This window comes from Mycobacteroides sp. CBMA 271, assembly GCF_009729205.1.
In the GTDB taxonomy this organism is placed as follows: Bacteria; Actinomycetota; Actinomycetes; order Mycobacteriales; family Mycobacteriaceae; genus Mycobacterium.
The window spans coordinates 37,538-57,813 of record NZ_VTHB01000010.1 but is presented as its reverse complement, the minus strand read 5'-3'; the positions used below and the strand labels follow the sequence as shown (position 1 = coordinate 57,813).

Below are 20,276 nucleotides of genomic sequence, written 5' to 3'. Positions count from 1 at the left end.
CTTAGACGCCGGTGTAACGGCTGGCGGCGGCGGCATCCTCGGCGACGTAGGTCGCGGCGGCATCGCCCAGGTTCAGCTGCGCAATATCGAGCAGCGCGTTGACCTTCGCGGACACCTCGACGAACCGGGCGTGCGCGGCCTGGAAGGCCACCGACGACTCACCGACATGGAAGGCCTGCGCCGACATCGCGGCCTGCTCGGCCTGCGAGATGGTGCTGCGCATCAACGCGGTCTTCGCGCCGAAGGTGCCCTCTGCGGCCACCAGAGCGGGGATGTGTGCGTCAAGCAGACTCATATGATCCTCTCCTTATTCTCTGTTTCTTGCTCATGTACTTCCGTGGTGCTTTCCGTAGTGGTGCTCATGTGGCGGATCAGGTACTCGCCCCCCGTTCCTCGGGCGGCTCGGGGTCGGTGCCCCACGTGGTGGGGAGCATGGGCATGGTGCGGGTGCTGTCCATGGAGTTCTGTTCGTCCATCGCGCTCTCGCGCTCGATCAGACCCGCCGCCGTCGTGGTCGTCGTCGACTTGGGGACGGTTCCGGCGAATCCGAGTTGGCCCGAACCACGCGCCGAGCCGGACACATCGCGTACGGGCCGCGCGCTGGGCTCGGAAAAGTCCGGCTCCACAGTGGAGTTCATGTCCATGTACTGCGGGGCGGGGTCTTTGATCCGGGCGCCGCGCTTACGCCGGGCCCGCGAACGAGCAGAGGCCGCGGCCGCGGCTGCTGCCGAGATTCCGGCCGCCGGCGCCTTGGCGCCGCTGCCTTCGTTAAGGGTGGGTCCGAAACGTACCGGTGGAGGATCCTCGCGCACCGCGAAGGCCAGATACGCCGGTGTAGCCACCGCGGCGGCAGTCGGTGCCGGCGCGCCGGCAGGTGCTGCACCTGCACCCGCACCCCCTCCGATTGGCGGCGATGTCATCGTGGGCAGGGCGGCGGCGAAGGTGGCCTGCTGCGGCGAATTGCGTTCAACCCGAGGTTGTTCGCGTCCCGGCTCATCGCCCGGCGTGGTCACGTCGGCCGGTGCCTGGGGAACAAGCTGGGCCAGGCCGATGAGGAGCAACGGTATCCACAGCGGTGCGGACAGCATGATGCCCCACGCGGTGAACCCGAACGGGATGAAGAACGCCTCATACGCGATGAAGAACAACAGCGGACCCCAGGCGATGAGCGCTTCGAGGGGGTTCTTCATGAAGTCCTGCAACATGCGCTGCAGCGTGCCCAGCGGGTCCGTGAAGAATTCCTGGATCTGTCGCATCAGCTTTTGGAAGAAGCTTTCACTGCTGTCCAGCGCCGTGCCCGACTCGGCTGCCTGGGCCTGCGCGGCCATGCCGGACATGTCTGCGGCCATCCGGGACATCTCGCCGCCCGGGGCCATGATCATGGGTGACGGCTGGGTGGGGGGCACCGACATGACGGCCGCGGTGGAGACACCCTGGTAGACGCCCATGGTGGTGGCGGCCTGGACCCACATCCGGATGTAGTCGGCCTCGTTGAGGGCGATCGGGATGGTATTGATGCCAAAGAAGTTGGTGGCCAACAGAACACCATTGATCATGTGGTTGGCGGCCAACTCGGCAAGCGTGGGCATGGCCGCCAGTGCGGTCATGTAGGAGGCGGCGCTGGTCTCGTGCAGCACGGCATTGGTGGCGCTCATGGCGCTCTGCTGGGTCAGCCAGGCCAGGTAGGGGGCGTGACTGGCGACATACTGGGTGGCGCTGGGCCCCTGCCAGGGTCCGGCGGTGGTGGCGGCGAGCAGCTGCCCCAACTCCGTTGCAGAGGTCGCGTACTGCACCGAGAGTGCCTGCCACTGCGCGGCAGCGGCCAACAGTGCACCCGGCCCGGGTCCGGCGCTCAGGAGCGCCGAGTGGACCTCGGGAGGCGACGCCATCCAGATGGGCGCGGACACCGAATTAGCCCCGCGCGATCATGTAGGTGGCCGCGGCCTGCATATCGCCGGTGGTGTAGCTGGCCGCAGACTCTGATACGCCCAGCCCGGCGCGACCCAGCTCCTCGACGGCCTGGGCCGCCACACCGCTGTGCTCGATTCCGCGCGCACTGAACCCGGCGGCGGTCTCCAGCGACACCGGGTCGGCGGCGGGTGGCACCACGGCACCGATCACCGGGGCGGCTGCGGCATGCGCCGCGGCCAGGCGCGCGGTCAGCGCCTCCACGGCCGCACTGGTGGCGGTCAGACCTTCCGGAACGACGTTGAGAATCATCGTGGGTACTCCCTTCCTTGAGCGGCATGCTCGCTGACGAGTGGATTGACGGTCTGTACATATGTGGGGACATCGTTATCGGACAACAGAACTCCGCGTCCCGCGGGCAGACGCTCGAAGCGGTGCCCTCGAATTCGGCCGCCGTCCTGCGGGCTGCCACTGAGCATCAGGGTGTTGGCCTGCAGCTCGTGGAAGCGTCGCAGCATCGGGTTGGTCATCAGGATGTGGCCCGAACCGGTCGCCCGCGCGGTGATGATCACCCGGAGGCCCAGCTCGCGCGCCTCGGCGAGCAAGCCGGTGATCGCGTTCCACGGACGCTGCCCGATGTATGGACCGCTCACGGCCGGCGCGTCGGGGATCTGGTCGACATCGTCGATGATCAGGTAGTGCCGCTGTGCGGTGACGCCGCGGGACACCCAGTTGTGCAGCTCTTCCGAGGACAGGCCGGCGGGTGGCCGACGCTTCTCTAGGAGCGCACCGAGGCCCAGCATTGCCGGGGTGATCCGGTCGATGTTGGGGGTGTACTCGTTATCCGGGAACAGTGGCTCGTCGACGAGATGCAGGCGCCGGTCCAGGACCGTGAACGCTACCTCGTCGGGCGCCGAATGCTCGCGGACGGTGCGGATGACGTGCCTCAGCAGCGTTGTCTTGCCAGATCCGGTGTCGCCCAAAACCATCAGCAGCGGATTGTGTGCGAAGTCGAGCGCCACCGGCGCCAGATCCTGCTCCCGCTGGCCGATGACGACCTGCTCGCGCCCCGGGTACAGCGGCCCAATGGCGTTCGGCGCCAGATCCGCCGGCAGCAGCCGGACGGCGGGAGCCTTGGCCCCGGGGTAGTTGGCGTTGACCGACTCGACACTCTGCGGATCCGACGAGGCGAACAGGAAGTGCTCGGCCTGCATGGTCAGTCCGCGGCCCGGCTGATCGTGCGGAACGCTCTCGGCGGGGCGGCGCAGTGCGCCCGGTACCCGCACATTGCTGTCGGCCGAATCATGCAACTTGAGCTCAACGCGCAGGCCGAGCGCATCACGCATCGCCAATGGCACCTCGATCCAGTTCGGTGTCGTGATCACGACATGGATGCCGTACGACAGGCCCGCGTTGGCCAGCTCGGTGAGCCTGGCCAGCAACGGGTTTCGCGTGTTGAACTGGTCGGTGTTGTCGCGACTGAACGCGTAGAGGTTGTCTACGACCAGGAACGTCTCTCCGTAACCGTCGTGCAGTGTGGGATCGCTGTCCCGCAAAGCCCGCAGCTGGGCCACCGAAGCGATGCCGCGGTCCCGGAACAGGCGTTGCCGGTATGCCAGCAGCTGCTCCAGCTCGCCGAAGGTACGCCGAATGCGCTCAGGCTCCAACGCACTGGCGATGCTGCCGACATGCGCCAGTCCCTCAAGGCCGTGCAGTTGCCCGCCGCCGTAGTCGACGCAGTAGAAGGTGACATCGCCGGGGGAGTGCAATGCGGCAGCCGACAGGATGAACGTCTGCAGCGCGGTCGATTTCCCGGACTTCGGGCTGCCGTGAATGATCATGTTCCCGGCGGCCGAGGTCGCGTCGAAGATCAGCGGATCACGGCGCATCTGGAACGGCTTATCAATCTCGCCGAGCGGCCAGCGGAGCTGCCGCGCCGGGATCCCGGCCTGGTCCAACACATTCGCCAACGGAATCGCGCTGTCCAGCGGTGGCAGCCACAGCTCCGGTGCGCGCGGGCCAACCTTGCCCAGCTGGGCGCCGACGGTGGTGATGAGCTTGCGCGCCGGTTGCGTCAAACGCCCGGTATCGCCCTTGATAATCACCGTTGTCGGATCGGACGCAACAGGCAGTGCGGTGAACTGCTTGGGCTGCGGGGTGGCGTGGATCTCCACGGTGGTGGTCTGCGACGGCGGATCGTAGACGCCGTCGACGTAGGTGCTGCGGAACTTGATGGGCACCGCGCCCGGCGCGGGCACCAGGAACCCAACGCCCTTGTGGTCCTTGCCCGATTCGATGTGATAGGCGTCCTCGGTCCCGATGATCTGTCGGGATGCGCTGGGGCTGGCCACCTTCAGGCCGATGCGGTACGAGGTGTTCTTGTCGATGTCCTTGATCTTGCCGACGTCCAGGGTCTGCGACGCGAACAGGATGTGGATGCGGAACGAGCGACCCTTGCGTGCGACGTAGTCGAACAGTTCGGCGTACTCCGGGTGATCCTGGAGCATCAGGGTGAATTCGTCGGCCACCACGAACAGCGTGGGGATCGGTGGCAGATCGTGACCCGCGGCAATCGCGTCCTCGTATTCACGGACCGAGTTGAAGGCACTGCCCTGTACGTCGCGACCGGCCTGCTTGAGCAGGTTCTCTCTGCGCGCGACCTCGCCACGTAGCGTGTCGGCGAAACGGTCTGCCAGGGAACGTTTCTCGGCCATGTTCGAGATCACGGCGACGACCTGCGGGTAGTCGCGGAAGATATCGGCTCCGGCCTCGCCCTTGAAGTCCGCGTAGATCACGATGAGGCGGTCGGCGGAGTGGGTCGTCAACAGCGACAACAGGATCGACATCAGGGTCTGGGACTTTCCGGAGCCCGTCATGCCGATCATCAGACCGTGCGGACCCATACCGCCTTCGGCCTCATCCTTGAGGTCGAACATCAGCGGTTCGCCGGAGGAGGTGACGCCGATAGGCACCCGCAGCTCCTCGTCTCGCGAACGCTGAGACCACAGAGCCGGGACGTCCAGTTCCGCTGCGTTCTCGATGCCTAGCAGTGCGGTAAAGGTCGCACCGCCGGTGGCCGCCGACCGTAGCCCTGGATGGGTCGGGTTGGAATCCCAGCGAGATAACCGTCGGGAGACATGTGTTGCGGTTCCGACGGTGAGCTGATCGGCCTCGTTGATGAACGGCTGCCAATCACTGCCGTTCCAGCGGGTGATTCGTGCGCTCACGCCATTGCGGTTGACCTGCAGCACAGGGCGTTCCGGATTGAGATAGTCCGGCAGCTTGAAGGAATCCGCCGAGTTCTCTTGACCGTCGAGACGCTGGATGACGGTGACGCCCGCCAACCCGGCCGCGGGGATGGGCGAATGTAGGCCGCCCAGGTCGTATGTCGGGTCGTCCAGAACGATCAGCAGGTGCTTGTGGACGCTGCCATCCGCTCCGAAGAGCGGTCGCTCGTCCAGGACCGGCTTCAATGACTCGAAGAGTTCGGCACCCGTACGACGTAGGTACCGTGCCGGGCCGACGCCGTCGACCTCGCCGCTGATATCCACGTGCGGAAGCCATTTGAGCCAAGACCACTCGGCATCTTCGGCCCCGGGGCCGGCCATCGCGACCGTCAAGAGCGTCGGATCGTGGAAGGTGGCGGCCTGTGTCACCCACGAACGGATGGCGGCACGGGCAATATCGTCGTCACCAAGCACCGTGATACGCGAAACCTTGTCCAGGTCGATGCCGAGCGGGGCGCTCCGCACCGTGCGCTGAGTGTCGAGTAACCCGCGTAATGCACTGTGGCTCACCGGTTCCAGGTCGATCTCATCGGCGATGTCCTTGACCCGCACGGCACTTGCCAGCGGAATGTCATGGCGGCCGGCGCGAACAAGCAGATAGTCGTCGTCGCCGGGATCTCGTTCCCACTGCCGGCGTGAGCCCGGGAGAATGGTCAGCTCTTCGGGATCCGGATGCGACCATTCCAGCGCCTTACGCTGCGCAGCGGCATGGGTACGCAGGTTGTCGCGGACCACCGACAGATAGCGCAAGTAGTCCGCGCGCTCGGCGTCGACCTCCTCGGTGCGCACCTTGTCGTTGCCGTTCCGGAGGAATGCGGTGGCGGCCAACAGAAGCACGAACGGGAAGAACAGGGTGGTGGGCGAGATCACTCGCATGCCCGTGGCGAACAACGCGACCACCATGCCGACGATCAGGATCACGATCACGACGGGCATGGCGCGCCGCAGGAACGATGGCGGAACCACTCGAGGCAGCTGTGGAGGCGCCTCGACGGTCACCGTGGCATCGGGTATCGCCGGAGGCGCTACCCGCCGATGGGGTTCAAAGATGAGACGGCTCAACGGGACTCCTGTGCCTGAGCAGATGGGTTGTCAGTCTGGATGCGGATGGCCGGCCGATTGCTCGGGGCCAGGCTGTCGTGGGCCAACAGGGCGTCGGTGCGTGACAGCGACGGGCCGGCCGCGAACAGATCCAGGATTGACGATGGGATGGGTAGTGCGGGCTTCCGCAGTCCGAGCGCATCGAGGGTCTTGTCGCCGTCTGCTTCCGTGTCGATGCCATATCGCACGCCGGTATCGGAGATCCATTGATACGCGCCGAGGCCGCCCGGCTGCACCAGATATCCGATGCCGGGTGTGATAGCGACCCGGGTGGGGGTGGCGGCAGGGGTGATCAGTTGCACGGTGTGTACCGACGAGGACAGGGGCAGAACCGAGCCCGCTAGCAGAGACCACGATTCCGAGGCGGCATCGGCCGTCTTCGTGAACCGGGTGCACAGCACGGGATTCTCGTTGTCCGCCAGCGGCTTGACCGTGGCGTTGGGGAACACGCTGGTGTCGATCAACGATGAGGTTGGCAGATGCGCGATCTGATCGGCCGTCAAGCGAGGCGGCTGCTCCAGCCCATAGGAGTTTGCATTGCGCAGTGTCGATGCGATCACGGGTGAAACCTGTTGTACGCCATCGGTGAGCACCACGTAGTGCACCGGGTTGTTGTCATTGGCGTAGCTCACCAGCACCGAGCCGATGGGTGCCTGCACGGGCAGCGGGTAGGCCGTAGGCGCGCCGGCCCCGGCGATGGCGGGAACCACGAGCGGCGGAGCCTCGGGGATCGCGTTGAGCAGACGGGTCGTTACGGGACGCGCCGCAGGCGCAGTGGTGAATCCCAGCGCACTCGTGACGGCGACATCGCCGAGGTTGAGCGCACTGCGTTTCCCGTCCCACAGCAGCCAGGTACCGGACTCGGAGGACACCACCGCGGCGCGGTCGTGCGGTACCTCGGTGGCCTTGTCGCCGCCGGTGTCCAGTGACCCGGCGATGACGGTGACAGCGCGGTCCTCGCTGGACTCGCACACCGCCCACGCGGCATCGGTGGACTTGGCCTGCACCATGCGTTCCGGTGCACCCGGAATGCCGATCAGGTTGCCGCGCGGAAACTGATCGAGCTGGGCGCTTTTGACCATTGTCGGATCCACGGCCTTGCCGGCGATGAGGCGGGCGGAGGTGAGGTTGAGCACCGGGTGCAGGTTGTCGCCGACTCGCACATAGAGCGCGGCGGTCGATCGATCGGCCAGCACCGGATCGGTTCCGGCGATACCAGAAGGCCGCATCATGCTCAGAATGAAACATCCGGCCACACCCGTGATCACGATGATGGCGCCCATTGCGAATGCGCGTGACTGGGTTCGCAACGGATCGACGAGCATCCGGGCATCGTGGAGTGCCACGCCGGATGCGATGCGCCGCATGACAAAACGCCATCCGGTCACCTGATGCCCGGTCACGAAACCGCGGCGGTACTTCAGCGGTTCGGGGTTCTCACTGGCCGGGGTACGCGAAGCAAAGGCCCGGCGGTCGGAATCGGATCTGTTCGCGCTGTTGTTGCTGTTGTCGCTCATTTCTTGACCGACAACCCGGAAGCAGACAGACCCAGTCCACTGATGATGGCGTCCACCGACGCCTGGACGTCCTCGACGGTGACGGTCATGAGGTCGTCATCGCTGAATTCTTCGGTGCCCGAATTGTCAAGGCGGTGTTCACGTTCCTCCTCGGACCGTTCGACGACGTTACGGACGAAGCGGCCGTTGCCGGCGACGTCGATGCTCCGACGCGCGATACCGCGCGTATCGGGAGCTTCAGCGGCGCACATTGTCGCGAAGGCGGCGAGCAGCTGGGCGGCAGCGTCCTCGTCGAACTTGCTGTCCCGTGCCGACGCCATCGCCGAAGCGATTTCGACCAGTTCTGGTGGTGCGTACGAAGGGAATTCGATGGACCGCGTGAATCGGGAGCGCAGACCCTCGTTGGTGTCGAGGAAGTGGTCCAGCTCGGCGCGGTAACCTGCCACGATCACCACCAAACGGTCGCGGTCGTTCTCCATGCGGGCCAGCAGGGTGTCGATGGCGACGAGGCCGAAGTCGTTCTTGGCGCCGGTGGACACCAGGGCGTATGCCTCATCGAGGAACAGCACGCCGTCCAGTGCGCTGTCGATGACGGCGTTGGTCTTGGCCTCCGTCTCGCCGATGTGCTGGCCAATGAGATCGGCACGATGCACCTCGCGGACGTTTTCGCGCTTGAGAAGTCCCAAGCCGCAATAGATCTTGGCGACAACCCGGGCGATGGTGGTTTTACCGGTACCGGGAGGTCCCGCGAACACGAGGTGGTGTGTGCGGTGGCCGACGGCGAGTCCGCGTTCTTGACGGCGCAACGCCATCGCCACGGAGCTCTTGAGGCGGGAGACCTGATCCTTCACCTGCTCAAGTCCGATGAACTCGCTGAGCTGCTGCTCGGCCTCGGCGAGCAGGATTGCCTTGCGCTCGTGGGCCTCCGGATCGATGAAATCCTCTTCGGTGGGCTCGGTCTCGGGATCCCACGGGTCGGAGCGGGCCGCAATGCGTGCGGCGGTCGTGGTGTGCAGACCCACGCTCGGATCGGTGAGCGCCTGTTCGACGTCGGCGATCTCTGGGTTGGCCGCGTACAGGTCCTGAAGCACCTCGGTGGCGGTCTCTTCGTCGCCGTGGTGACGAAGGTTCAGTGCCTTGGCGAGTGCGCCGTCGGTGGCAGCGACTTCGATTGGGCCACTGGGGTCTTCGAGATAGGAAAGGGCCGGATTGACCATGCCGAGCTTGGCCAGGGCGATGCCCAGGGTGATCCGCACGGCGTGGACGGTGGTGGCATCCAGTGACTCGTCGGTGACGACCGGGGTCAGCAGAGTGACGACATCGGACCACCGCTCGGCCCGGTTCTGCATGGCCACCGCGACCCAGCGGGCGTTGAACCAGCCCGGGCGCCGGTCGATCACGGTGGCGATCAACTCGTCGGCCTTGACGTACTCACCCTTGTCGACGAGTGCCGCGGCATAGGCGAGGTGGTAGTCGTCGGGCCCGTTCGCGCGGAACTCGAGGTACAACCCGGTGTCATAGGTGAAGGTGAGATCACCCGGTTGCAGGTTCACCGCGTGCTGCAGCTGCCCCGCGGTGGCCGTGGTTTCCGAGATCGCTTCCAGGACGTCGATGGTGGCGCCGCCGGAGGCTGCGAGACCGACCCAGACATCGCAGTGATCTTGAGCGGTTCTGCACAGCGAAGTGAAGCCGTAGCGTGCTGCTGGCAAATCTGCGGGACGTCGCCTGTCGTTGACGGCGAGACCCAGGGCCCGGCAGCAGGTTGCGAATCGGCTCTCCAGCTCGGGGTCAATGCGCGTCGACGGAGCCACCGTTGGGCTCACACTCTCTCGCTGACCTACTCGCTCACGAATATCCACTTACAGCCCTTCGCCTGATCGACATGCCCGCTGATTGGAGTAGTCGGGTAGCGAGCATGATTGGTTCCTGATACCTCTGCTGCGGGCGGCCAGCAAACCTGCGCCAGATCGCCCGCTGCCACGATGACGTTCCCCGTCTTGGTGGTGATCTTGAGACCGGAGTTCGGTGTTGCCGGCAGAACACCGTGCTGTGACGACCAACACAACCGGGCGTTCGAGTTGATCAACTCGTTCGCGAGTACTCATCTACCGCCCTTGTCCGTGACATCAGTGCTTGCTCGGCAAGAGATTAGCATTCCCTTACCTAAGTGTCGATAGCTAACCCTAGCCTTATCTGCCGGGAGGTTATTAGGTTAGCCTAAGGTATAAAGTGATCTTGATGAAGTAGGGGTGTAATGCCGACCACAGTGACGCAACCAACACGCGGATGGCAGGGCGCGGTTCTCAAACTGTTCCGTGCCGGCGACTTTCAGCTAACAGTCACCGGTCGGCGCGAGCTGACCGAGCACTATCTGCGACTCAGCTTCGCGGCCGGCGGCCTGCTGCAGAGCGGTCCGGTTCATCCGACGATGTGGATCCGGCTGTGGTTCCCGGACGGCGACAAGCTGCATCAACGCGGATACACGCTGGTCAATCCCGACCCGCGGGCCGACACCGTCGATATCGAGTTCGCCCTGCATAACGGGCTCGCGGCCCGCTGGGCGCAGTCGGCCCAGGTCGGCGATACGATTGAGGCAACCGTGCTGGGCAGCAGTTTCGCGCTGCCGGACCCCGCTCCGCATGGGTACGTCATCGTCGGGGATACCGCATCGCTACCCGCGATCAACTCTCTCCTGGAGGCGATCGGGGACAGCCCGGCCATGGTGTTTTTGGAAGCCGCGCACGAGAACGACAAGACGCTGCCGGTCCGCGGCGATGCGATCTGGGTGGATCGTCACGGCGACCGGCCCTTGGCCGAGATCGTGCGAGAGGCTGCGGTCGATGCCTCGGACTTCTTCGGGTGGGTGGCATGCGATACCCGGACCACCCGCGAGGTCACCCGTGTCCTCAAGGACTACTACGGCATCCCGCGCCGATCGATGAAGGCTCAGGCTTACTGGATGTCCTGAGGTGCGTCTACCGCGCTCGGCCTGCTCATGAGGCGAGCCGCAAGTGCGGCATCTGTCGGCCGTTGGCGTCCAGGATCGTGGTGACGGTGCCGAACCGATCGGCCGCACGCCGGCACAGTTCGCGCAGCTGGTGTGGGTCGGTGACATCGGCCGCGATGGCCATCACCTGATCCGTGTTGTAGCCGTGAAGCATTCTCGTGAGATCGGTGGCATATCTGCCGCTGATGGCCACCCGATGCCCGTTGCGCACCAGGATCTGGACGATCTGACGGCCGTTCGGGTCGTCGGCGTTGAGGACGACGACCACATCGGGGCTCTGGTGGATGTGCATGTCTCTATTGAGCCAGCGATTCCTGGACCCGCGATGTGAGCGCCATGTGGATTGGTTGGATGACCTCCGCCGTTGCTTCCATTCACGGCGAGTCCGTGAGTGTCAGGCCTTCGTACGCTGTCGATACGACTGCGCCACCTGCTCCAGCTCGGCGGACAATTCCTCGCCCCAGGACTGCAGCATTGCGCGGTTGGCCAGCACCACGTCGTGGGTGGCCTCGATCCGCTGGGACTCATAGTCCGCCAATCCGCGTGCCGGATCGCCGGAGGATTCGGACAGTGCGCGCGCCAGCACATGGGCATCCACGACGGATTGTGAGCCGCCGTTGGCGCCCAGCGGATACATGGGATGTGCGGCGTCTCCCAGCAGGGTGACCCGCCCCTCGCCCCAGCGTGGCAATGGGTCGCGGTCCACCATCGGGTATTCAACGATGTGGTCGGTGCTACGGATCATGGTCGGGATGTCCAACCAGCCAAAATCCCAGCCCGGGAAGTGATCCAGGACTTCCCCGGCCGAGACGGGGGCGTTCCATTGCGCGTCGACGGGTAGGTCTCCGGCGGCGTCAGTGCGTGCGAGCGCCACCCAGTTCACGGTGCGGTCACTGATCGGGTAGGCGATGAGCTCGTGATCGGTGTCATCGTGGGCGGCGATCATGGTCTTGCCGGTGAGGAAGGGGCCGACGTCAGCGGCGCCGCGCCACATTCGCACCCCGGCCCAGCGCAGCGGATCCGCCGGATGCAGCTGTGCGCGTATCGCCGAGTTCACGCCCTCGGCGCCCACCAGGACATCTGCCTCGATATCGCCGACCGCGGTGCGCACCCGCACGCCGGCCGCGTCCTGCTCGAACCCGAAAACCCTGCTATTTGTCTGAACAGATTGTGGGCCAACGCGTTTCCGCACCGCATCGAGCAGCATGAGTTGCAGCCGGCCACGGTGCACGGAGATCTGCGGGTACAGGTAGTCGCCGGCGAGGCCTCGGGGTTCGGTGTACAGCACGGTGCCGCGCTTGTTGCAGAATCGGATCTCGGTAGTAGCGACACCCATACGCGAGAGTTCATCGCCCAGTCCGAGCTCGGTGAGCACGCCGACGGCGTGCGGGAGCATGTTGATGCCGACGCCCAATGGCTTGACCTCGTGGGCGCTCTCCAGCACGGCCACGTCGAACCCCGCGGCATGCAGGGTCAGGGCCGCGGTCAGACCTCCGATACCGGCTCCGGCAATCACGATCGATGTCTTGTTCTCGCTCATGCCTTCCAGCATCGGCCTGGGCGAATCAGAAGTCCAAGATCTATTAGTTAATCGATCTATAATCAATAGTTATGGAGATTCATCAGCTCCGGTACCTCCTGGCCGTGGCGGACGCCGCGAGCTTCACGAAGGCGGCGGCCTCCCTGCATGTCGCCCAACCGGGGGTGAGTGCGCAGATTCGGCTCCTCGAACGCGAACTGGGGCAGGAACTGTTCGACCGGTCGGGCCGCAAGGTCCGGCTTACCGACGCGGGCGAGGCGGTAATTCCTTACGCCCGAGCCGCTCTCGCCGCTGTTGACGGAGTTCGTGAGGCGGCCGACGAGATCGGGGGGCTCTTGCGCGGGCACATCGCATTCGGGACCGTCACATCGCACGGCGCCGATCTGCCCGGGCTGCTCTCGTCTTTCCACCGCGACCACCCCGCGATAACCATCACCCTCGCCGAAGCCACCTCGGACGACCTGACGGCCGGGCTGCGCGACGGGCGGCTGGACGGTGCCATCATCGCCCTAGGGGCCGACGAACCGGAGGGGTTAGGCCTGCGCGTCATCGATGATCAGTCGCTGGTGGCGGCGGTCGCGACCAGCGATCCACTGGCGAAACGGCGGACGGTCACGCTGGACGTGCTGTGTGAACGCACGTTGATTTCCTTGCCGAATGGCAGTGGCATCAGATCCATCTTGGAAACCTCGTGCCGAGGAGCGGGCCTCGCCCCGAACGTGGCCTTCGAGGCCAGCTCGCCGCGATCGCTTCTGGCCCTGGTCGAACAGGGGCTCGGTGTCGCGGTCGTGCCTACGCCGTACCTGCGACATCGCGATGGCGTGGTGGCGGTGGATATCCGGCCCGCATTACGCGGACGCCTCGCACTGGCCTGGCGTCTCGGTGGTCCGGTCAGCCCCGCGGCGCGCGCCTTTCTGGATCGCGCCCGCGACATTCTCTGAGGGTTGTTCCACTCATCCTGAATCCAATCTCGACCTCGGCAGGCCGGTGGCGTATTGGTGCTCATCGGATGGTTCGCAGCAGGTCGGAGCGGGGTGTCGACCGGCGCAATGAATGAGACCTGACAGAGTTTGAATTCACCGAGCGGGTAGCCGCTGAGCAGGCCTTTAGCGTGTTGGCGAGGTTGTTTCACGTCAGGAGGACTAGTGGCTGCTGTCGAGCCCACGCCATTGCGCCGGCCACGCGCCGATCAGGCGCGGCTGGTCGCGGACGTGCTGCGCCACCAGATTCACGCCGGGGGATACGCCGACGGTGGTCTACCGAGCGAGCAGGAACTGGCCGCAGAGTTCTTCGTATCCCGCAACACCGTCCGCGAGGCGCTCACCACCCTCAAGGAGGAGGGACTGATCGAGCGTGGCCCTCGCACCGGCACCCACGTCGCGTTGCGCAAATACGAGCACGGCCTGGACGCGCTGCTCGGACTCAAGGAGACATTCAAGGGATACGGCGAGGTCCACAACGAGGTCCGCGTCATCCAGGAAGTGAACGCCCCGCCCGCGGTCGCGCATCGGCTCCGTCTCGGTGCCGGCTCGCATGTCTTCTTCATCGAGCGGCTGCGCTACCTCGGCGATCTGCCGCTCAGCCTCGACAAGACCTACCTGACGCCCGACGTCGGCGCGGCGGTGCTTGAGCACCAGCTGGAGACCAATGACATCTTCGCGTTGATCGAACAGGTGACCGGGCGGCGGCTTGGATCGGCCAGCTTGGCGCTGGAAGCCGTTGCCGCGGACTCACATTCGGCCGCCACGCTACAGGTGCCAGATAGCGCCCCGTTGCTACTGCTGGAGCGGCTGACTCATCTCGATGACGGGACCCCCGTCGACCTCGAATACATCCGGATGCGCGGAGATCGAATCACATTGCGCAGCAATCTATTAAGGGATACCTGAGGACTCTTATGGCATTGGTCAACAATCGGATCGACGTTCCGGTCACCATCGACGAATCGCTGTGCATCGAGGGCTGCACATTGTGCGTGGACATCTGTCCGCTTGATTCGCTGGCGATCAACCCAGAAAACGGCAAGGCCTTTATGCACGTTGACGAGTGCTGGTACTGCGGGCCCTGCGCGGCCCGGTGTCCTACCGGTGCTGTCACCGTCAACATGCCTTACCTCCTCCGTTAAGTCAGGACGCTCATGAAGAGAACAGCCCTGCTTGTCGCCCTTACCCTTGTCCTGGCCACTGCATGCTCGCTGGATTCAGGATCTGGCTCGGCCAACGAGTTGACCGTCGTCGTCGGATATCAGTCGAAGACCATCAACACGGTGACCGCCGGCACGCTGCTGCGCGCCCAGGGCTACCTGGAGAAGCGGCTCGCCGAGGCCACCTCTCGCACCGGAACCAAATACACCGTGCAATGGCAGGACTACGACACCGGTGCGCCGATCACCGCGCAGATGCTCGCCGAGAAGATCGACATCGGCTCGATGGGCGACTACCCGCTGCTGATCAACGGGTCCAAGACGCAGGCCAATGAGAAGGCCCGCACCGAGCTGGTGTCGATCACCGGATACAACGCCAAAGGTGCGCTCAACATGGTTGTGGTGCCGCCCAATTCGGCCATCACCACGCTGCCCGAGCTGAAGGACAAGAAAGTGTCGGCCAGCGTGGGCTCCGCTGGGCACGGCACGTTGGTGCGGGCACTGCGCAACGACGGTCTGGACCCCACCAAGGACGTCGAGGTACTCAACCAGCAGCCGCAGGTCGGGGCCTCCGCGTTGGAATCTGGTCAGGTGCAGGCACTGTCGCAGTTCGTGGCCTGGCCGGGTCTGCTGGTCTTCCAGAACAAGGCCAAGTTGCTCTACGACGGTGCAGAGCTGAATGTTCCAACCTTCCACGGTGTGGTGGTCCGCCGCGACTATGCCAAGCAGCATCCGGAGGTGCTCGATGCCTTCCTGCAGGCTCAACTCGACGCCACCGATTTCATCCACGAGAAGTCACTCGAAGCGGCGCGCATTGTGGCCGAGGGCAGCGGTCTGCCGCAGGAGGTCGTATACCTCTACAACGGGCCGGGCGGCACCTCGTTCGATACCACCCTCAAGCCCTCGCTCATCGAGGCGTTCAGAAGCGATGTGCCGTATCTGAAATCGATTGGGGACTTCGCGGAGCTCAACATCGGCGAGTTCGTGCAGGACGGTCCGCTGCGCCAGGCGTATGCGGCGCGAACCAAGAGCTACGACACGGAACTGGCCGCCAAGGTCAACCCGCTGGTACTCAATGCCCCGGACCCGGCGCTGGCGGCCGAGATCTGGTTCGACGGCAAGGACTCCACCCGGGTGCTCGCCAACCCCACGGAGCTGCTCAAGGCCGTGAACGCGGCCAACGCCGCGGGCCAGAAGATCCGCGCCGCTTACGTCGCGGATACCGATCTGGGCACCCGGTGGTTCGCCGACCACGCGTGGTGGGTCCGGGATTCGACCGGGTTGCACCCGTTTACGACTAGTACGGGCGCCACCCGCTACATCGCCGCCCACCCCGGTGCCGCGCCGCTGGATTACCTGCATGCGTTGGCGGCGGCGGCGTGAGCAGCCTGCCCATCCTGGAATCGAGGCCCCGGATAGTCGCGGTAGCGGTCACCGGCGAGGAGACTGCGGCCCCGACACCCCGGCGACAGGGTTCGAGGTATGTCGCCTGGGGGACCCGGGCGACATCGGTGGCCATCGCCGTGCTGCTGTGGCAGCTGTTGACGGTCAACAAGGTGCGGTTCGGGCTGCGGTTCGACACGCTCCCGACGGTTACCGAGATTGTCTCGGCGCTCGCCAAGCGCATTGGTACCGAACAGTACTGGTTGGACTTGGGGCAGTCCACGATCCGGATTCTCACCGGGTTCGGCCTCGCCGCAGTGCTGGGTGTGATCACCGGCATCTGGCTGGGACGGTCACCGCTGTTCGCCAACATCTTCGGACCGCTCACCGAACTGGCCCGCCCGATCCCCGCGATAGCGATTGTGCCGGTAGCCATCCTGCTGTTTCCCAACGATGAGGCCGGGATCGTGTTCATCACCTTCCTGGCGGCGTACTTCCCGATCATGGTCAGCACGCGGCATGCGGTGCGTGCGCTGCCGACACTGTGGGAGGAATCGGTTCGCACCCTCGGCGGCGGCCGCTGGGATGTGCTCGTGCGGGTGGTGTTGCCGGGCAGCCTGCCCGGGGTATTCGGTGGGCTGTCCGTCGGCATCGGCGTCGCCTGGATATGCGTGATCTCCGCCGAAATGATCTCTGGCCGTTTGGGGGTCGGTTACCGCACCTGGCAGTCGTACACCGTGTTGGCCTACCCGGACGTCTTTGTCGGCATCATCACCATCGGTGTGCTCGGTTTCCTGACCTCCGCCGCGGTGGAGTTGGTGGGGCGCAGGGCGACACGGTGGCTGCCCCGTGCCGAGGAGCGGCGATGATCCACTTGGGCGAGGAGTATTCAACACAGGTCGTGAGGCCTTCTCAATTGGTTCTCGACGGGGTCACTCTGGGCTATGACGGTCGCACCGTGGTCGACCGTCTCAGCCTCACAGTGCGTCCCGCCGAGATCCTGGTGCTCACCGGACCGTCCGGCTGTGGCAAGTCCACCGTGCTGCGCGCCCTTGCTGGTCTCCTCCCGCCGGACTCGGGCACCATCCACGCCGACGGCGAGCGGGTCGTCACGACCTCCAGGGACCGGGCCATGGTGTTCCAGGAAAATGCGCTGTTACCTTGGCGCACAGTACAATCAAACATCGAGCTGGCGCTCAGGCTGGGCGGGGTTCCTCGTGCGAAACGGCGTGCGGCGGCACAAGCCTGGATCGACGATGTGGGTCTCACCGGCTTCGAGGATTACCTGCCCAAGAGCCTCTCGGGCGGTATGCGCCAGCGTGTCCAGCTGGCCCGCGGACTGTCAGGTGCGCCTCGGGCGGTCATGATGGACGAGCCGTTTGGCGCGCTCGATGCGCAGACTCGCGCCAGTATGCAACGCCTACTCATCGACACCTGGCGCAGCCATCCCACCACGGTGGTGTTCGTGACCCACGATGTCGACGAGGCGCTGCTGCTGGGCGACCGAATCGCCGTGCTGGGTAGGGCCGGTCAGCCGCTGCGCGCACTCTTGGATGTTGCCAACCCCCGCGAGGCTGATGTCGATCGCAGCGCGCTGCGCGCCGAAATCCTTGCTGCGCTGAATCATACGGAGATTGCTGCATAGTGGACATCCCTGAACTGGACAGTGCCATCCGGCTCGACTGCGACGTGCTGGTGATCGGCGGCGGAACCGCGGGCACGATGGCGGCGTTGACGGCGGCCGAAAACGGCGCGCAGGTAATCCTGCTGGAGAAGGCGCATGTGCGGCATTCCGGCGCCCTCGCGATGGGCATGGATGGTGTCAACAACGCCGTCATCCCCGGCAAGGCCGAACCGGAGGACTACGTCGCCGAGATCACGCGGGCCAACGATGGGATCGTGAACCAGCGCACCGTGTATCAAACGGCGACACGTGGTTTCGCTATGGTGCAACGCCTCGAACGCTACGGCGTCAAATTCGAGAAGGACGAGCACGGCGAATACGCGGTGCGGCGGGTGCACCGATCGGGCTCCTACGTGCTGCCCATGCCCGAGGGTAAGGACGTCAAGAAGGCGCTGTACCGCGTGCTGCGGCAGAAGTCGATGCGCGAGAAGATTCGCATCGAGAACCGCGTCATGCCGGTGCGGATTCTCACCGATGACGGCCGGGCGGTGGGCGCCGCGGGCTTTAACACCCGCACCGGAGAATTCGTCACCGTCGCCGCCAAGGCGGTAATTCTCGCGACCGGACCATGTGGGCGCTTGGGCCTGCCGGCATCAGGTTATCTGTATGGCACCTACGAGAATCCGACCAACGCGGGGGACGGGTACGCGATGGCATACCACGCGGGTGCCGAGCTGTCGGGGATCGAGTGCTTCCAGATTAACCCGCTCATCAAGGACTACAACGGACCTGCGTGCGCCTATGTGGCCAACCCGTTCGGCGGCTACCAGGTGAACGCACAGGGCGAGCGTTTCGTCGACTCCGACTACTGGTCCGGCCAGATGATGTCGGAGGTTAAGAACGAGATCGAGTCCGCGCGCGGTCCCATCTACCTCAAGGTGAGCCACCTGCCGGATGAGACGTTGTCGGCGCTGGAGAACATCCTGCACACCACCGAACGTCCCACCCGCGGCACCTTCCATGCCAACCGCGGACACGACTACCGCACGCACGACATCGAGATGCATATCTCGGAGATCGGTTTGTGCAGTGGTCATTCCGCATCGGGAGTATGGGTTGACGAGCATGCCCGCACCACGGTGCCGGGTCTGTACGCCGCAGGCGACTTAGCATGCGTGCCGCACAATTACATGATCGGCGCCTTTGTGTACGGCGATCTGGCGGGCGAGCACGCCGCCACCACGCTATCGAAAACTCCTGTACCGCCGGATCTTCCCGTCGACCAGCTCAAGGAGGCGCACGAGCTCATCTACCGCCCGCTGCGGCATCCGGATGGTCCGCCGCAGCCGCAGGTCGAGTACAAGCTGCGCCGCTTCGTCAACGACTACGTGGCCCCTCCCAAGACGGCGGCCAAACTCTCGCTGGCCGTTCAGACATTCGAGCGGATGGCCGATGAGGTGGCCGGGATAGGCGCACGGACCCCGCATGAGCTGATGCGTGCGGCGGAGGTGTCGTTCATCAGGGACTGCGCCGAGATGGCGGCGCGCTCATCACTGACCCGCACCGAATCGCGGTGGGGTCTGTACCACGACAGGGCCGACCTGCCGGATCGCGACGATGTGAACTGGCGATACCACCTGAACCTGAGTAAGAGCGCCGACGGCGGTATGGATTTCATCAAACGGCCTGTCGCGCCTTATTTCGTCCCGGTGCCGGGTCTCGACGACCTGCCGTCGGGGGAGTCCGCTCCGATCGCGGTGCACCAACCCGAACTGCACGGCGGAAAGGCTCCGGCCGCGCGGATCTCGGGTGTCATCCCCGCGGAGGTCGAGCAACCCCCGTCGCCGCGGATCGCTGCGGTGCTGGCAGTGCTGTCTTCGGAGGCGCCCACCGTCGAGGATTTGGCGCAATACCTCGCTGACGAGGACCCCGGTGTACGCCGCACCGCGATTGCGGCGCTGACCGAGCACACCCCGGAGGGTTACGAACCTGCACTGCTGAATGCATTGGGGGACAGCGATTCCGCGGTACGCCGCACCGCCGCCGACGGGGTACGCGAGCTCGTCGAAGTGCTTGTGAACCCGGCTGCGATCCGAGATCATGTTGGCGCGTCTGACCCGTTGGTGCGCGGTACCTCCCTGTATGTGGCCAGTGCTCGGCGCGTCGGGGATCCGGCCGCCTATGTCGAGGCCTTGCGCGACCTCGACCACCGGGTCCGGATCGACGCGGTCCGCGCCCTGGTGTCGGTGGACGATGCGGTGTCGATTGCCACCGCCGCGGAGGACGACAACCGCGAGGTGCGAATTGCCGTCGCCAACGGGCTGGCGAAGCTGTCCGCCGGTGCCGAGACGGTGCGGGCACTGGTGGGCGATCGCGATCCGCTGGTGCGGGCCGCGGCGCTGACGGCTGTCGGCGCGTTGGGTGTCGATGACCGGATCCTCGGTGCCGTCAAGGAGGCGTTGGCGGCACCGGCCTGGCAGATTCGGCAAGGCGCGGTGCGCGCCATGGCCGGAGCGCATTCGGCGCAGGCCGTCCCGGCACTGTCGCACGCGTTGGCCGATCCACACCTGGACGTGCGCAAGGCGGCGGTCTTGAGCATGAGCCAATGGGTGTCGACCGAGCCCGCGGTTCGCGAGGCGCTTACCGGTGCGCTGCAGGACGGCGATGCCGATGTGAGAGCGTATGCGCGACAGGCGCTTGCGGCTGGCTGATGGGAGTGAGCACTGCACACCCGATCTCGCCTGGCAACGTGGCGGAGGTCATGTC

16 protein-coding genes are annotated in these 20,276 nt (G+C 65.3%); 8 read left to right on the top strand and 8 right to left on the bottom strand.

Annotation, left to right across the window (positions count from 1 at the left end; all coding sequences use genetic code 11):
- Window position 1: 1 nt before the first annotated feature.
- The 6 genes from FZI91_RS23425 to eccA all read right to left on the bottom strand — a co-directional run bounded on the left by FZI91_RS23425 (window position 2) and on the right by eccA (window position 9,672).
- Window positions 2-295 carry a type VII secretion protein EsxS gene (locus FZI91_RS23425; protein ID WP_155940886.1) on the bottom strand — a complete coding sequence of 98 codons (294 nt, stop codon included), beginning with the start codon at window positions 293-295 and terminating at the stop codon, window positions 2-4.
- 76 nt (window positions 296-371) lie between these two features.
- The gene (locus tag FZI91_RS23420) at window positions 372-1,907 is read right to left on the bottom strand and encodes a PPE family protein (protein ID WP_162526019.1); all 1,536 of its coding nucleotides are present in this window, start codon (window positions 1,905-1,907) and stop codon (window positions 372-374) included.
- A gap of 4 nt (window positions 1,908-1,911) precedes the next feature.
- Entirely contained in the window at window positions 1,912-2,220 is a 309-nt protein-coding gene (locus FZI91_RS23415; protein WP_155941504.1) for a PE family protein, read from the bottom strand.
- Window positions 2,217-6,257: a type VII secretion protein EccCa gene (gene eccCa / locus FZI91_RS23410; RefSeq protein WP_155941503.1), complete on the bottom strand. Its 4,041-nt coding sequence runs from the start codon at window positions 6,255-6,257 to the stop codon at window positions 2,217-2,219. The genes FZI91_RS23415 and eccCa overlap by 4 nt, the downstream gene beginning before the upstream one ends.
- On the bottom strand, window positions 6,254-7,813 hold the full coding sequence (eccB, locus tag FZI91_RS23405) for a type VII secretion protein EccB (RefSeq protein ID WP_155941502.1): 1,560 nt from the start codon (window positions 7,811-7,813) through the stop codon (window positions 6,254-6,256). Before eccB ends, eccCa begins: the two co-directional genes overlap by 4 nt.
- A complete protein-coding gene (eccA, locus tag FZI91_RS23400) occupies window positions 7,810-9,672 on the bottom strand; it encodes a type VII secretion AAA-ATPase EccA (RefSeq protein WP_162526020.1) in 1,863 nt (620 codons plus the stop codon). The genes eccB and eccA overlap by 4 nt, the downstream gene beginning before the upstream one ends.
- 395 nt (window positions 9,673-10,067) lie before the next feature.
- Between eccA and FZI91_RS23395 the strand changes: the two genes are divergently transcribed.
- Window positions 10,068-10,781: a siderophore-interacting protein gene (locus FZI91_RS23395; RefSeq protein ID WP_155941501.1), complete on the top strand. Its 714-nt coding sequence runs from the start codon at window positions 10,068-10,070 to the stop codon at window positions 10,779-10,781.
- A 25-nt stretch (window positions 10,782-10,806) separates the two neighbouring features.
- Here FZI91_RS23395 and FZI91_RS23390 read toward each other — a convergent pair whose 3' ends face one another.
- Both FZI91_RS23390 and FZI91_RS23385 read right to left on the bottom strand, forming a co-directional pair.
- Window positions 10,807-11,112 carry an SDR family NAD(P)-dependent oxidoreductase gene (locus FZI91_RS23390; protein ID WP_155941500.1) on the bottom strand — a complete coding sequence of 102 codons (306 nt, stop codon included), beginning with the start codon at window positions 11,110-11,112 and terminating at the stop codon, window positions 10,807-10,809.
- 102 nt (window positions 11,113-11,214) lie between these two features.
- Window positions 11,215-12,372 (bottom strand): flavin-dependent oxidoreductase, encoded by a 1,158-nt coding sequence (locus tag FZI91_RS23385; protein WP_162526021.1) that lies wholly within the window; start codon window positions 12,370-12,372, stop codon window positions 11,215-11,217.
- A gap of 59 nt (window positions 12,373-12,431) precedes the next feature.
- Between FZI91_RS23385 and FZI91_RS23380 the strand changes: the two genes are divergently transcribed.
- From FZI91_RS23380 to FZI91_RS23350, 7 genes are all read left to right on the top strand, one after another.
- Window positions 12,432-13,301: a LysR family transcriptional regulator gene (locus FZI91_RS23380; protein ID WP_155941498.1), complete on the top strand. Its 870-nt coding sequence runs from the start codon at window positions 12,432-12,434 to the stop codon at window positions 13,299-13,301.
- Between the two features lie 204 nt (window positions 13,302-13,505).
- Window positions 13,506-14,249, top strand: coding sequence for a GntR family transcriptional regulator (locus FZI91_RS23375; RefSeq protein WP_162526022.1), 744 nt, complete (start codon window positions 13,506-13,508; stop codon window positions 14,247-14,249).
- A gap of 8 nt (window positions 14,250-14,257) precedes the next feature.
- Window positions 14,258-14,485, top strand: a complete 228-nt coding sequence (locus FZI91_RS23370) for a ferredoxin family protein (RefSeq protein ID WP_078312259.1) — start codon at window positions 14,258-14,260, stop codon at window positions 14,483-14,485.
- 12 nt (window positions 14,486-14,497) lie between these two features.
- Window positions 14,498-15,886 (top strand): ABC transporter substrate-binding protein, encoded by a 1,389-nt coding sequence (locus tag FZI91_RS23365; RefSeq protein WP_155941496.1) that lies wholly within the window; start codon window positions 14,498-14,500, stop codon window positions 15,884-15,886.
- A 32-nt stretch (window positions 15,887-15,918) separates the two neighbouring features.
- Window positions 15,919-16,755 carry an ABC transporter permease gene (locus FZI91_RS23360; RefSeq protein WP_162526032.1) on the top strand — a complete coding sequence of 279 codons (837 nt, stop codon included), beginning with the start codon at window positions 15,919-15,921 and terminating at the stop codon, window positions 16,753-16,755.
- The gene (locus tag FZI91_RS23355; protein ID WP_155941495.1) at window positions 16,752-17,531 is read left to right on the top strand and encodes an ABC transporter ATP-binding protein; all 780 of its coding nucleotides are present in this window, start codon (window positions 16,752-16,754) and stop codon (window positions 17,529-17,531) included. Before FZI91_RS23360 ends, FZI91_RS23355 begins: the two co-directional genes overlap by 4 nt.
- Window positions 17,531-20,221 carry a fumarate reductase/succinate dehydrogenase flavoprotein subunit gene (locus FZI91_RS23350; RefSeq protein WP_162526023.1) on the top strand — a complete coding sequence of 897 codons (2,691 nt, stop codon included), beginning with the start codon at window positions 17,531-17,533 and terminating at the stop codon, window positions 20,219-20,221. Before FZI91_RS23355 ends, FZI91_RS23350 begins: the two co-directional genes overlap by 1 nt.
- Window positions 20,222-20,276 lie beyond the last annotated feature (55 nt).